The sequence below is a fragment of the Pacificoceanicola onchidii genome, from assembly GCF_004804335.1.
GTDB classification, from domain to species: Bacteria; Pseudomonadota; Alphaproteobacteria; order Rhodobacterales; family Rhodobacteraceae; genus Pacificoceanicola; species Pacificoceanicola onchidii.
Genome location: NZ_SRXY01000008.1, coordinates 1 through 14,176 on the forward strand (window position 1 = coordinate 1; position 14,176 = coordinate 14,176).

Sequence of the window (14,176 nt, forward strand, 5' to 3'; positions counted from 1 at the left end):
ACCTGCTGCTCACCATCGAAGCGATGAAAATGGAAACCGGCCTCCACGCCGAACGCGACGCAACCGTCAAAGCCCTAAACGTCACACCAGGCGCTCAAATCGACGCAAAAGACCTACTCATCGAGCTGGAATAACGGGGAGCGAATCCAATGGACTGCGCGAGGCTTTGGTGCCGCACCGGTGGACGCATACACAAGAAACCGGAGGTTGGATCACAAGAGCGCACTGTCTGATCTGAATACGCTTACGATCCATGAAACTGCAACCTCAGGATTTGGCGTGACAATCCACGCCAGTCCCTGAGTAGCCAGCCTGGAGGAGACATGGCAGCACGCAGCAACATATCACAACACAGCTTTGGCAAAGCCGTTTTAGGCGATGCGCTCTGCTGTGCTCTGAAGCCGGGCAAACCGCGATCAATCAATGGCGCAAGCAATTCAAACCAAAGGCCAGCGTAGGTGTCAGAGGAGTCTCAAAATCAGGAAAGCGATTTGCTGATCGCGCACGGGCTGCGTCCGACAAAACAGCGCAGGCTAATGGCTCGGCTTCTGTTTTTTTCTTCGGGCCGACACATCGACGCGCAAATTCTTCACAACGAGGCTTACAAAGAGAACGAACGCCTGTCCCTCGCCACTGTTTACAACGGATTGCGCGAGTTCGAGCAGGCCGGTTTGCTGCGGCGCGTTGCCGTCCCGAGTGAACGGGCTTGGTTTGATACAGATACCGGCCCGCACAGGCACTTCTACATCCAAAGCGAAAACCGTGTGCTTGACGTGAAAAACGACGCGGCCGTAACGCCGCCGCCCGGTTACCGGATTACCCATGTCGACACGGTGGTTCACTTGCAGAAGATCGAAGCGGATTGAAAGACGCGCAGTGGATCAATCTGGACCCAGAAACCGCCAAATGAATATCGCAGCACCGAGGTCAAAACGACCTTCGACAAACTTCCCCGGGCGAAGGTGTATCGTGATCTGTCTCATTTCGAGACAGTTCTCGCCCCGCTCGGGATGACAGCCAGACCTTCGATAGCTGAAACCAGAAATCCTGTTAACCTGAGCTCAATGAGGGCGCCTTGGTCAGCGGCCCGAACGCGTAAATCAATCAATCCAGTTATCGAGTTTCAGACAGGAGGTGTCGGGCAGAACGCCGATATTGCAAAGCAGACCGTCGGCAACGTGCCACGCTGTTTTGCCCAAGGGAGGAGCCAACAACCATGAGTGTTGTCAGCAAAATGCCGCTTGTCGGCAGAACATCAGACGTCAATGAGCGTGAAAGCATGGAGCTCTGGCGCCATGTGTTTGGCGGGGTATGGGGGCCCGTTGATCTCGTCGAAATTGGTGACGGCAGATTGTCGGGAAGCCTGCATAGCCGAAAGGTCGGCGCGCTTACCTTCAACCAGTTGGAATTCGGGCACCAGATCTTCAAATGCGTCAAGGGCAACAACGCGCAGCGAGGTGAGCCTTTCTTTTCGCTGACTTTCCCGGAAAGCGGCGCCGCCAAATGTCACGTCGGTGACCAAGCCATGCGGCTTATTCCAAAGCACGCGTATCTGATCAACGTGGATCTTTCCGCGCGGCTCGAGGTCAGCAAAAGCTATTCGACGTTCAATATCCAGATCCCGGTCTCTGCCTTGGAGTATCGCTTGGGTCGGCGCGTAGGTATTTTGCCACGAAGCGTCCTGCAGCCAGACACGATTTACCATCATATGCAGCACCTGATTTCGGAGCTCACATCAGAAGCCAATCAGATGGGCGAAGACACGTTGGGGTTTCTTTCGAACCAGATGCTGGACACGGTTGCCTTCTTTCTGACGGCAGGAAACAGCGAGTCCGAAGAAACGCTGGCCGTGCAATGCGTGCGCGCGCGCGTGCTCGCCTATCTGGACGAAAGCTTCCACAACGAAGCGCTCAATCCCGCGATGATCGCGAAGGATTGTGGCATATCAAGGAGCTACCTTTACAAGGTGTTCGCGAACGGCCCTTCGGTCATGGAGCACCTGCGCCATCGGCGATTGGAGGCCGCGCGCGACATGCTGGAGCGCAGCCTCGTCAAGCATTCCATGACGTCGGTCGCGATGACCTGCGGATTTTCCAGCTCGAGTGAGTTCTCGAGGCTGTTCAAGAAACACTTCGGCGCCAGCCCAAGCCAGTTCTGAGCGCCCGTGCTGGCGTGGGTGGTTCACGCTTGATTGAGCACCCAACGCGCGGCCTTTTCGGCGATCATCAAGGTCGGCGAGTTGGTGTTCCCGCTTGTGATTTCCGGCATAACGCTGGCATCGACGACCCGCAGACCCGACACACCCTTGACCCGCAGATGCGGATCCAACACGGCTGTCTTGTCTTGGACATGACCCATTTTGACAGTTCCGGCAGGGTGGAAAATTGTCGTGGCGATGTCCCCGGCCAGCTTGGCCAGTTCCTCGTCCGTCTGATATTGCTCGCCGGGTTTGTACTCTGTCGGGCCATAAGGTTTCATCGACGGTTGCCGCATGACCTCGCGAACCTGGCGCAGGCTGTCTGCCGCAATTTTCCGATCCTCATCCGTGTCCAGGTAGTTCGGAACGATATGCGGCGCGTCGCGGTAGTCGGCCGACTGTATGCGCACGTGGCCACGACTGGTTGGATTGAGATTGCAAACGCTTACAGTGATGGCGGGAAATTCGTGAAGATCATCGCCAAAGGCCTCGAGGCTGAGCGGTTGCACATGGTATTGCAGGTTCGCATGGGTGCGCGCGCTGTCTGACCGTGTGAACGCCCCAAGCTGGCTTGGGGACATGCTCATCGGTCCGGACCGTTTCAGAGCATACTCCAGACCAATAAACGCCTTGCCCATCATCGAATTCGCAAGCGTGTTCAGTGTCCGGGTTTGCTCGACCTTGAAAACGGTCCGGATTTGTAGGTGATCCTGCAGGTTTTCACCAACCGCAGGCGCATCAACAAGAACATCAATACCCAGAGATTTCAGCAGTTCTGCCGGTCCGATACCCGAAAGCTGCAGGATCTGTGGTGAGTTCACGGCGCCTGCGGACAAGATCACCTCGCCCCGCGCTTTGACGGTTGCCGTGCGCCCCTTGTACCTGATTTTGGCCCCGGTGCAGCGCAAGCCCTTGCCCAGCACCTTGTCAAACGTCAGTTTCTTGACCTGCGCTTCCGTCAGGATGGTCAGATTTTTTCGCGACTTCGCGGGGCGCAAGAAAGCCTTTGACGTGTTCCACCGCCAACCGGAACGCTGATTGACGTCGAAGTAACCAACCCCGGCATTGTCACCCCCATTGAAATCGTCTGTCTTCTCAACCCCATACTCGGCCATGGCATCGGAAAAACTGTCCAGCACGTCCCACCGCAAACGCTGCTTCTCGATGCGCCATTCACCGCCATGACCGTGCAGGTCTGAAAACCGGCTGTTGTGGCCGGTTTCGGGGTCTGCGCCATCGTCCAGCCGGTAATGGTTTTCGTGGGCTTTGAAGTCTTTCAGAGAGTGCTTCCAGTTCCACTCTTCATCACCCGTCAACTCGGCCCAGTTGTCATAATCCCGCGCCTGGCCGCGCATGTAGATCATGCCGTTGATCGAAGAGCAGCCGCCCAGCGTCTTGCCGCGCGGGTAGATCAGGCTGCGTCCATTGAGACCCTTGTCCGGCTCCGTCTTGTACATCCAATCCGCGCGCGGGTTCCCGATGCAGTACAGGTAGCCGACGGGAATATGGATCCAGGGATACGTGTCCTTCTTGCCCGCCTCCAAGAGCAGGACCTGGTTTTTTGGATCGGCGCTCAGCCGGTTGGCCAAGAGGCAGCCGGCCGTACCGGCGCCTATGACAATGTAATCAAAGAGTCCCCCTGACATGGTCCGCTCCTGCGCTATTGCGCGACAGGCATATCGAACTCAGCGCCCTTGCTGATGCTCTCAGGCCATCGTTGCATGATCGATTTCTGCTTGGTGTAGAAGCGCACGCCTTCCTCGCCGTAAGCATGCGTGTCGCCAAAGAGGCTCTTCTTCCAGCCGCCGAACCCGTGCCAAGCCATGGGAACCGGGATCGGAACATTGATCCCAACCATCCCCACCTGGATGTGGCGGCCAAACTCGCGGGCGATATTGCCATCGCGCGTAAAGAGGCTGACGCCGTTGCCATACTCATGTGAGTTGATCAGATCCATGCCTGCCGCGAAGTCCGGCACCCGAACGCAGGACAGCACCGGCCCAAAAATCTCTTCTTTGTAGATCGTCATGTCCGGCGTCACATGGTCAAACAAAGTCCCTCCAAGCCAAAAGCCCGGATCATTTTGCGCCAGTTCATGTGTGCGGCCATCCACGACAAGATCAGCGCCCTGATCCACGCCGGATTGGATATATCCCGCGATCCGGTCGCGCGCGGCGGCGGTGACAATCGGGCCCATTTCGGCGTCCATTTCACGCCCGTCCTTGACCTTCAGCGTTTTGAGCCGTTCGACCAACATCGGTACGATCTTGTCGGCGACATCGCCCACCAGGGTTGCCACGGAAATCGCCATGCAGCGCTCGCCCGCCGAGCCAAAGGCCGCGCCCATGAGCGCATCCGCGGCTTTCTCAAGGTCTGCGTCCGGCATCACCATCATATGGTTTTTTGCCCCGCCCAGCGCCTGAACCCGTTTGCCGTGGTGCGCGCCCGTTTCATAAATGTAGTTGGCAATGGGTGTGGAGCCGACAAAGGAGATCGCCTTGACGTCCGGATGCTCCAGCAGAGCATCAACAGCCACCTTGTCCCCTTGCACAACGTTGAAGACGCCATCCGGGAAACCCGCTTCCTTCATCAGCTCCGCGTAGAGCAAGGACGGCGTCGGATCGGTTGGTGACGGTTTCAGAACAAAGGTGTTTCCGGCTGCGATGGCCACGGGAAACATCCACATCGGCACCATGACCGGGAAATTGAAAGGCGTGACGCCCGCAACCACGCCCAGCGGTTGGCGGGTCGTCCAATTGTCGATCCCGCGGGAGACCTGTTCAGTGTAATCGCCTTTGAGCAACTGCGGGATGCCGCAGGCAAACTCGACAATATCGATGCCGCGTTCCACTTCGCCGCGCGCATCGGTAAAGACCTTGCCATGTTCTGACGTGATTGCGCGCGCCAGATCGTCTTTCCGCTCGTGGAGCAAATTGAGGAAACGGTTCATCAAGCGCGCCCGGCGGATCGGCGGCATGGCCGACCACGCTGGGAAAGCAGCGCTCGCGGCCGCGACCGCCTTGTTCACCTCGTCAACATCTGCAAGCGCGACCTGTCCTGTAACGTCCCCGGTTGCAGGGTTGAACACCTCTTGCGTCCGGCTTGTTCCGGCAAATGTGGTCTGGCCGTTGATGTAGTGGCCAATATCTTGAATCGTCATGGCTTTCTCCCTGTTTGGCAGAAGAGTTTCGAGGGTCTCGGGTCAGCTCCGGCCCATCTCGTAGAATTCATCGTTGGGGCGCATCGACGTGATGTTGGCCAACCGATTTGACATCCCGAAGAACGCTGTAATCGCGGCAATGTCCCAGGCATCCTCGTTGCTGAAACCGTGTTCTCTGAGCGCCTCGAAATCTGTATCCGAGATGTGCCCAGCCGCGCTCATCACTTTCATTGCGAAGTCGAGCATCGCTTTCTGTTTCGGAGTGATGTCTGCCTTGCGGTAGTTCACGGCAACCTGATCGGCGATCAGAGCGTTCTTGGCTCGCACACGCAGGATGGCCCCATGCGCGATCACGCAGTACTGGCATTCGTTCGCGTTGGACGTTGCAACGACGATCATTTCCTTCTCGGCGTGGCTCAGGCCACCATCCCGGTCCATGAGCGCATCATGGTATGCGAGAAAGGCTCTCAACTCGTCCGGGCGGTGCGCCAGGGTCAGAAACACATTGGGAATGAACCCGACTTTTTCCTGAACTGCCAAAATTGTTGTGCGAAGATCGTCGGGCAAATCGATGACGTCAGGCACCGGAAATCTGCTGATTTGGGACATCAGACACGGGCTCCTTTCAAAGCTTATGGTTGGTAGAGAGCCACGCTTGTCAGGTAATCCAGAACCAGCTTTCGATCAGCTTCGCCCAGCTTGAGCACCATGTAGCCTTTCACCATCGCCCGAGAGTCCGTGATGTAGCGGTCCAGCGTTTCGCGGTCCCAAACCGCCCCCGTCTCCGCAAAGGCCTTCATGGCTTTGGAGTATTTGTAACCCTTGATGATCCCGACGGGACGGTTGACGATCCCGTTCAGGGTGGGACCCCGCGCCAGGATCACGGCAAGCTGCACGTCGGAGCCGTCCTCCGGCGCAAAGTCGTACCACGAAGACTCCTGCGAGATCAGGCCATGGCACTTGTTGCAGGTTTCCTCGTAGATCTCTTCGCCGGTGTTTCCGAATTCCTGGGAAAGCACGGCGGTTGGTGCCCCGACTGACATCATCACAGCGACGGTGCCGCCGCAGATCTGGCGGAGTTTTGCAGACAATGATTGCACGGGATTCTCCTTCGTCCGTGTATAAGCTGTCTTGAAGTGAATGACGGTCAGAAGCGCGGGCCGGACAGACCGGCCCGCACTCGTCATTGTTCAGGTCGGGGAGATGTAGCCGTAGCGGGTGTTATCCCGGATCCCGTCGAGCAGCGCGAAGTCGGTCTTCAGCTGCTGCACGCCATCGTTGAGCATCGGCTCGAAGTCCGCGCGCAAGTCGATGTTGAACATACGGGCCGAGTTGTACCCAAGGATCGCGCTCTTCACGAGGCCATCCGCAGCACCCAGCGGGGCAAAGCCATGCTTTTCCTGCATGTCTTCAGGGATCTCGATCCGGCGCAACGCTTCGATCTGCCATTGCGGCGAGCCGTAGAAGACGGAGTCCGTCCCCCAAACAACGTGATCGGCGCCCATATGTTTGATGAGCGTGCCGAGCAGAGCAGCAGCCAAACGCGGATGGGTCACGCAGGCATTGGCGAACGTTGTGCCAAGTTCCGCATAGACATTTGTAAGCCCGTTGTCGGACACCGCGCGACACAGATCGCTGGCCCATTTCAGCTCACCGGTGCGCTCGAACTCCTCCAGGAACTCCGTCGGGTCTTCCAGGAACGGCCGCATCCCCGAATGGTAGATGATGAAATCCATCTCCGGGAAATCCTTGGCGACCTTTTCGACATCCCACACCGTGTTGTACTGCCATTTGTCGGCCCAGGACGTCTCGTAATCGGCCGGCATCAAACCCTTGTGGCAGGCGAACTTGGTCTTGCCGTGTTTGATGGCCTTCTCGAAGAACGGGTACATCAGCTCTTCGTCATCGAGACGGTAGGGATGTTCCGTGGTGGCCGACAGGGGATCCCCGATCGTGTAGGCTTTCCACCCATCCATCGGAGCTCCGTTTTCCAGCGCCTCATCGACCTTGTCCATCCAGCCATCCTGGCCGGGCGTGATCACATGGTGACCATACATGCGCTGCGTACCCGCGAGCTTGTTGACCATGTCGCGGGTTTCGATGATCGCGTCGTTTGAAATGAACGTCCAGGACGGGTCATCAAACGGAGCACCCGACAGGACAGCAACCTTGGTGTCCGAATTCACGAACATCTGACGCATGTAGTTGTCGAACTTGTAGGATGCGAGGGTCAGCTCTTCCTGTTGCAGCGCGGGGTTCCAGTTCTCGGCTGCGAACAGACCAAGGCCCAGCAGCCCTTCCTGGTCAAAGCCATCGTGCACCATATGGGTCTGGGCATCGAAAACGAACTGGTCCTTGTACATGTTGGCGCGTTCGTCCGCCGCGCCCGCTTCCTGGGCTTCTGCGGCACTGACACCGAACACACCGCCAAAGACTTCATTCATGGCCATGAAACCGGCAGCCATCCCGGCCGTCGAGTTCAGGAACTGTCGGCGGCTGACCCCGTGGCGTTTCGCGTTTTCGTCGGCGAGCTCCTTGATCCGCTCCTCGACTTGCTTTTGCTTTTTGGACTGCGGCAATGGCGTGAATTCACCATTGGAAATCATTTGCGTCGGAACCGGAGCTTCGAACTCGAGATCCTCGGCCATGTTCAGTTTGTTTACGTCTAGCAGGTCTGGCATTGTGTCCTCCTCTGTGCCTTTTCTGTGGGTTAATTCAGTTTTAAATCAGCGGCTTGATTGCCACTAAGCGCAGGTCCTGCCGTCGGCAGCCCCGCATAGATTGCCCGTTTCAAACCGACCCGATGCTCGGTTCGGTAGTCGGGAGCGTGGGTCAAAAAGACGACGATCAGGTCGTTTTCGGGATCGACCCAGAAATTGCATCCGGACACGCCGGGCCAGAAAAACTCGCCGACCCCACCGGGTGTTTCCTCGACCTCTTCCAGACGCACGGCAAAGCCCAAGCCAAAACCCAAACCATTCGGAGGCCAGGGCGCCGTGATCCCAAGCGCCGGTGTGTACTCGCCAAACGACACATTCGAGGGCAAGTGCTGTTGCACCATCAGGTCAAAGGTGTCGGGAGAGACAACGCGCGCGCCGTCGAACGCCCCTTTTTCTCGCAGCAACCGGGTGAACCGGACATAGTCGTGGACGGTTGAAAACAGCCCTGCCCCTCCGGAAAACCAAACGGGCGATGATGAGAAATCCGGGGGTAGCTTCTTTTTGATGCTGCTGTCGGGAAAGTCCGCAACGCGTGACATCTCAGGTTTGAATCCGGTGTCACGCATCTTGAGCGGTCCGAAAACAATGGACCGCAGCGCCTCATCAAGCGAAGCCCCTGTGATAACCTCGATCACACGACCCAGCACATCGGTTGACATGCCGTATTCGAAAATTGTTCCGGGCTGTTGCATCAGCGGAACCGCCGCGAGGCGCTGGCAGATCACTTCATTGGCGACCGAAAAATCATAGACCTTGGCGTCTTTGTATGTCCGGTGGAGTGGCCCGTCGCCGAACTGACCATAGGTTATCCCCGCCGTGTGAATGAGCAGATCATGCACCGTGACCGGACGCGAGGCAGGTTCCGTGCTGCCGTCCTCCAGAAGGACACCGGCCTCACCAAACCCCGGAACAAACTCTGAAACCGGATCCTGAAGGTTCAGCCAACCTGCCTCCACCAGATGCATGGCTGTGATCGAAACGACCGGCTTTGTCATTGACGCGATCCAGAACTGGGTCTCCAACGTTGCGGGATCTCCCGTGGACGTCCTGCACCCATGACTGTTCCGGTGTATCGAGATGCCTTGCGAGACGACTTCCACGGCACATCCCGCCATCCGCCCTTCAGCGATTTCCAGATCGACCCAGCGGTTCAGATGGCTGGCGTCAAATTCTACTGCGGCCTTCGTTTCCATCGCCCTACTCCACCAAGACCGTGACAAAGGCCGGGAAGGCGAAGAAAAAGAACACCATCACGAGGTAGATCAGAACAAACGGCAGCGCACCGGTCGCGATTTCTCCCAAGGTCGCGCGCTTTTCTGAAACCCCCGCAAGGACATACAGGATCATACCAATCGGCGGCGTGATCAGGCCGATTTCAACCAGCATCACCAGAATGATGCCGAACCACAGCGGATCCCAGCCGGCAGCGTTGATGACAGGCAGGATGATCGGGAGCGTGATCAGAACCATGCTGATCGGCTCCACGAACATGCCAAGAATGAAGTAGAGGATGACAATGGCCACAAAGAGCCAGATGTCGGACAGGTTCAGCCCCCCAAGGTAGCGTACCAGTGCCTGCGGCATCTGAAGGTAATCCACCGCAAAGCTCATCACGGCGGCGCCGACGGCAATCATCAGCAGGAACGAGGTGGCGATCGCGGCTTCTTCGCAGGCCCCCATCAGTTCCTGGAAATTCAACGTGCCGCGAAACAGACTGATGATGATCGCGCCAAGTACACCTACAGCGCCCGCCTCTGTTGGGGTGGCAATCCCGGCATAGAGGGATCCAAGCACCATTCCCATCAGTACGAGGAATGGAATGACACCTTTCAGCGCGCGGATCCGTTCCCAGAGCGGGTATTTTTGACCCTCTGGCGCTGCGGATTTGTCGATCGTGGCCCAGATGAAGGTGACCAGAGCGAAAGCCGCGATCATCATCAGCCCCGGAATGATCCCCGCAACAAAGAGCTGCGTCACCGGCACGCCGGCAAGCGGGCCGTAGATGATCATTGCGATGCTCGGCGGGATCAGGATGCCAAGCGTTCCACCGGCTGCAAGTACGCCAAACGCGAGTTGCGGTTTATAGCCTTCGTCCATCATCTCGGGACCGGCCACACGCCCCATCGTTGCCGCCGTAGCAAGGCTGGAGCCCGATACAGCTGCAAAGACGCCAGACGCCAGGATCGAGGCATACGCCAGACCGCCACGCACCCGGCCCATCCAGTAGCGCGCTGCGGCGAACATCTCTGTCGATGCATTACTGCGGACGAGGATCGAACCCATCAGGACAAACATTGGAATCGCGGTCAGCTCAAAAGTATTGGTCGCATCCCAGGCCCGTTCGCCGGAGAAGTTCAGCGTGACCGGCGGCAGCCAGATCAGCATCGCGGCGACCCCCAGGGCCATCAGGCAAAATACGACAGGCAAACCGCTCAGAAGCAATGCAAACAACATGACGATCAGGGCGATGGATTTCGCCGAAAGCCCAAGGGTTGCAGTGACATAAAAGGCGAGAAACAAGGCGGCGCCGGTGCCAAGAGCCACAAGGAACGAACCCAGCCCGGAGCCGATGAAAGCCCCTGCGAGCATGATGCAGGCGAACACCAACACCAGCTGGCCTTGCGACAGAGGCAGATGCACAAGCTCAGTCGCGAGGCAGATCACCAGCACTACTGGCAGAGCCGCCAATATCAGGCATACGGCGTGGTTCCGAACTGTTCCCACAACCGCGAGGACCAGACTCAGGGCGGCCATGCCGATCACAACGGAGGTTTGCGGCATCCAAAGCGGCGTGTTGAGCAGGCTCCAGCTCCGCGTGTCAGACGCGTAGTTCTCGAACCAGAATCCGGCCGCCTTCCAGAGAATAAGCAAAGTAACAAAGGCGGCGAGCCAGGCTTGGCCGCGCATGATGTCCGGCAGAAATCTCTTGGGTAGTGCGTTGACCACCATGTCGACACGGACGTTTGCGTCCCGTCCGACAACAAAGGCAGCGCCAAGGAACGTGATTGCAATCACAAGATAGGTCGACACCTCGGTGACCCAAATCGTGGCCTGCCCGAAAAAGCTCCGACCGATCACTTCAATATTCACGCTGATCAGCATGGCAAACAGGCAGGCAATCGCCAAGAACCGGCTGACGCTCACCAGGGCGGTCAAACTTGCTTGAGGCGCTTCCGCCTCAAGCTCGTTGTTTATGACGTGATCGGTCATCTAGGCGCTCACTTCACAGCTTCGCGTGCAATTGCGAGCGTTGCATCGGCGTCCAGTCCGACACGGTCCATGTCTTCCCGCCACGCTTCGATGACCTTGCCAACAAGGCGCTCGTCGTAGGCGCGCTCCATTTCCGCATCGCCGATTTCATCGAACGTCACACCCGCTTCGCGCCACATGTCGGGAAGCGCGTCCGCGCGTTCGCGCCATTTCTGCTCGAAGTCTGCTTCGATGGCGGCGAATTCTGCAGCAGCAGCTTCGCGAACATCGTCAGGCAGGGCTGCCCATGCGTCCTTGTTGACGATCATCGGAGCGGGGAGAACGCTGCCGAGGCGCCAGTTCGACGCATTCGTAATCACCGAGTTGAACCCGGCTCCCAGCGCCCAGCAGCTATCGGTGATCACACCTTCGATCACGCCCCGCTCAAGCGCGGGCAGCACCTCACCGGCACTCAGCGAAACGGTCGTCGCGCCAAGCTCGGCACCGACAAGGCCCATGCCACGGTTGTTCACGCGGAGTTTGCGACCGTTCCATTCTTCCAGCGTCGTGATCGGCACTGTGGAAAAGAGAGTCTGCGGGCAGAACGCCGATTGCAGAACCTGGATCGAGTTGTACTCATTCTCGAAAATGGCGCGGAATTCTTCGCCCCACTGCGATTCCGAAAGCGCTTCGAGATCATCAAAACTTTCGGAAATCCCGGGGATCGAAGGCACCGTAAAATGCGGCTCGGAACCGGTGTAATAGGCGGGGATGGTCATTGCCATCTGCACTGCGCCGTCACGTACCCCTTCAAGGTAGCGATTGCCCTTCAGGATAGACGAGTTTGGGGTGATGATGAGCTTTCCATCCGTCGCCGCCGCTATTCTGTCCGGCACGGCCAAAGCAACATCCTGATAGATCGTGCCCGCCAAACCGAGATAGGCCATGGTCCATTCGGTTGTGTCGGCATGGGCCATGGGCGCTGATGCAAAGGACGCCAGAACGGTCCCCGTGATTGCAAAATGTTTCAATTTCTCCTCCTGTCTTCGCATTGTTCGAGTTGTTTGCGGTATCCGCTCCGTTTCGAATGCGGCCACCGGGCTGTGACATCAGGTTTGCCGAAGCGCCTCTCCGCTTCTTGTGATCCGCACCACTTTGTTTTGTGTTTCCATCCACCGAAGTGTTGGGGGTCTTGGAGCAGTCGACTTTCGTGGGGCCCGTCGCTCCAATTTGAATGCGATACGGCACTCGTCCTCAGGAAGCTGAGATTTACGGTTATTTCCTTTTCCCAGGACTACCTAAATATGGCGCGCTGGCTATTTCAGATCGCTTGTGATTTCGCTAAAATACCCACACCTGGATCTGCGGATATCATGCAGCAAGGCACTTGCCCGGCCCCGGACAATTTGAGACGCCTTACTTTCTGATTTTGAAGAGAAAAAATCTACGATACATCCCCGACAGTCAGCCGAGCAATCACATGCTTTTTCCGCCTTCGACGCTTTGTTTTCCATTTTTATGACGCGATTTGGCATCCGTTCCTCCCTCCGGGTTTCGATCAAGAGACCCTGCTTTTCGGTGCCGGCTTCCAATCATTTCGATATTTCTGATCCCGTTTCTTGTGAATCGCAGCACTAAGCTTTCAGAATCCGTCCACGTCATCGGAAGCGTTCAGGACTTCGCTGCCGAGAATGGATCGTGCCAAAGGCGCGCGCCCTTCAGGGGCACCCCAAGCCTTCAAAACTTGGGTTAAATCCATAAAATCTCGAGCCAACCTGTCTCAGACTGTCTCAATCTGAGACGGTTCCATGCCGCCCGCCGAGGCTCATCGCGTCTTCCGTTGCTCCACCGTTCCCTTCGAAACAGGGTGCTCCCGAGTTGGAAACGCGAAACCAGCGAAACGGGAGGACAGCCTTATGGCACCAACACGCGATGAACAGCACTGGATGTATCGCAACATGGTCACGAGCAGAAAGTTCGAGGAGACCATCGCGGGCATCTACTTCGAGGGCAAAACACCGGTTTTCAGTATGGCCGATGGGCCGATTCCGGGGGAGATGCATCTCAGTGACGGACAAGAGCCCGTTGCAGTCGGCGTTTGCGCGCATCTCAACGCAGATGACGTGGTTACGGCCACGCACCGGCCCCATCACCAGGCGATTGCCAAAGGAGTCGAACTGAACAAGATGGCCGCCGAAATCTTCGGGAAGGCGACCGGTCTGTCCGGTGGTCGCGGCGGACACATGCACCTGTTTGATGCAGACGTTAACTTTGCCTGCTCCGGCATCATCGCCCAAGGCATGGGTCCCGCCGTTGGGGCGGCATTGAGTCGGCACATGCAAAAGAAACCTGGCGTCGGCGTGGCCTTTGTCGGGGAAGGCGCGGTGAACCAGGGGGGATGGCACGAGGCGATGAACCTTGCAGCAACCTGGAACCTGCCATTTGTCTGCGTGATCGAAGACAATGCCTGGGGGATCTCGGTCCCGAAGGAAGACTCGACAGCCATTTCCAACAACGCCGACCGCGCGGCTGCCTACGGCATCCCCGGCATTCGGGTGGCCGACAACGATCCTTTTGCGATCTACGAAGCGGCAGGTGAAGCCATTCGGCGCGCCCGGGCGGGGGAAGGTCCGTCTTTGATCGAGGTCGAAACCTATCGTCTTGCTGGTCACTTCATGGGCGATGCCGAAGGCTATCGGCCCGAAGGGGAGAAGGACGCTTTGTTTGCCAAGGATCCGATCCCGAAAATGCGCGCAACGATGCTTGCGAGCGGTGTCGCCACAGAGGCGGAACTGGACGCCATCGAAGCCGAGTCCACAGCCCGCGTCGAGGCCGCGATCACGTTTGCCCGCGAAAGTGCTGATCCTGCGCCAGAAGACGCGCTGACAGCTGTGTTCGCATAAGGGGAGG

At 57.8% G+C, this 14,176-nt stretch carries 12 protein-coding genes; 4 read left to right on the plus strand and 8 right to left on the minus strand.

Going from position 1 to position 14,176, the window contains the following annotated elements:
* The 3 genes from E4662_RS24540 to E4662_RS18815 form a co-directional block, all read left to right on the plus strand.
* Positions 1-134 (plus strand): biotin/lipoyl-containing protein (locus tag E4662_RS24540; protein WP_168797845.1); only part of this gene is annotated, 134 nt, incomplete at its 5' end.
* Positions 135-491: 357 nt separating this feature from the next.
* Entirely contained in the window at positions 492-866 is a 375-nt protein-coding gene (locus E4662_RS18810; RefSeq protein ID WP_206080313.1) for a Fur family transcriptional regulator, read from the plus strand.
* Between the two features lie 350 nt (positions 867-1,216).
* Positions 1,217-2,158 (plus strand): helix-turn-helix transcriptional regulator, encoded by a 942-nt coding sequence (locus tag E4662_RS18815; RefSeq protein ID WP_136443174.1) that lies wholly within the window; start codon positions 1,217-1,219, stop codon positions 2,156-2,158.
* A gap of 23 nt (positions 2,159-2,181) precedes the next feature.
* Here the strand turns inward: E4662_RS18815 and E4662_RS18820 are convergent, their stop codons facing one another.
* The 8 genes from E4662_RS18820 to dctP form a co-directional block, all read right to left on the minus strand.
* A complete protein-coding gene (locus tag E4662_RS18820; protein WP_136443175.1) occupies positions 2,182-3,843 on the minus strand; it encodes a GMC family oxidoreductase in 1,662 nt (553 codons plus the stop codon).
* Between the two features lie 14 nt (positions 3,844-3,857).
* Positions 3,858-5,351 (minus strand): CoA-acylating methylmalonate-semialdehyde dehydrogenase, encoded by a 1,494-nt coding sequence (locus E4662_RS18825; protein ID WP_206080319.1) that lies wholly within the window; start codon positions 5,349-5,351, stop codon positions 3,858-3,860.
* Between the two features lie 48 nt (positions 5,352-5,399).
* Positions 5,400-5,966 (minus strand): peroxidase-related enzyme, encoded by a 567-nt coding sequence (locus tag E4662_RS18830; RefSeq protein WP_136443177.1) that lies wholly within the window; start codon positions 5,964-5,966, stop codon positions 5,400-5,402.
* Positions 5,967-5,989: 23 nt separating this feature from the next.
* On the minus strand, positions 5,990-6,457 hold the full coding sequence (locus tag E4662_RS18835) for a c-type cytochrome (RefSeq protein WP_136443178.1): 468 nt from the start codon (positions 6,455-6,457) through the stop codon (positions 5,990-5,992).
* A 90-nt stretch (positions 6,458-6,547) separates the two neighbouring features.
* Positions 6,548-8,038 (minus strand): amidohydrolase family protein, encoded by a 1,491-nt coding sequence (locus E4662_RS18840; RefSeq protein WP_136443179.1) that lies wholly within the window; start codon positions 8,036-8,038, stop codon positions 6,548-6,550.
* 29 nt (positions 8,039-8,067) lie between these two features.
* Positions 8,068-9,270, minus strand: a complete 1,203-nt coding sequence (locus E4662_RS18845; protein WP_136443180.1) for a serine hydrolase domain-containing protein — start codon at positions 9,268-9,270, stop codon at positions 8,068-8,070.
* A 4-nt stretch (positions 9,271-9,274) separates the two neighbouring features.
* The gene (locus E4662_RS18850; protein WP_136443181.1) at positions 9,275-11,287 is read right to left on the minus strand and encodes a TRAP transporter large permease; all 2,013 of its coding nucleotides are present in this window, start codon (positions 11,285-11,287) and stop codon (positions 9,275-9,277) included.
* 8 nt (positions 11,288-11,295) lie between these two features.
* A complete protein-coding gene (gene dctP, locus E4662_RS18855) occupies positions 11,296-12,297 on the minus strand; it encodes a TRAP transporter substrate-binding protein DctP (protein WP_168798020.1) in 1,002 nt (333 codons plus the stop codon).
* 885 nt (positions 12,298-13,182) lie between these two features.
* Here dctP and E4662_RS18860 point away from each other — a divergent pair.
* Positions 13,183-14,169, plus strand: coding sequence for a thiamine pyrophosphate-dependent dehydrogenase E1 component subunit alpha (locus E4662_RS18860; protein ID WP_240705250.1), 987 nt, complete (start codon positions 13,183-13,185; stop codon positions 14,167-14,169).
* The last annotated feature ends 7 nt before the right edge of the window (positions 14,170-14,176 follow it).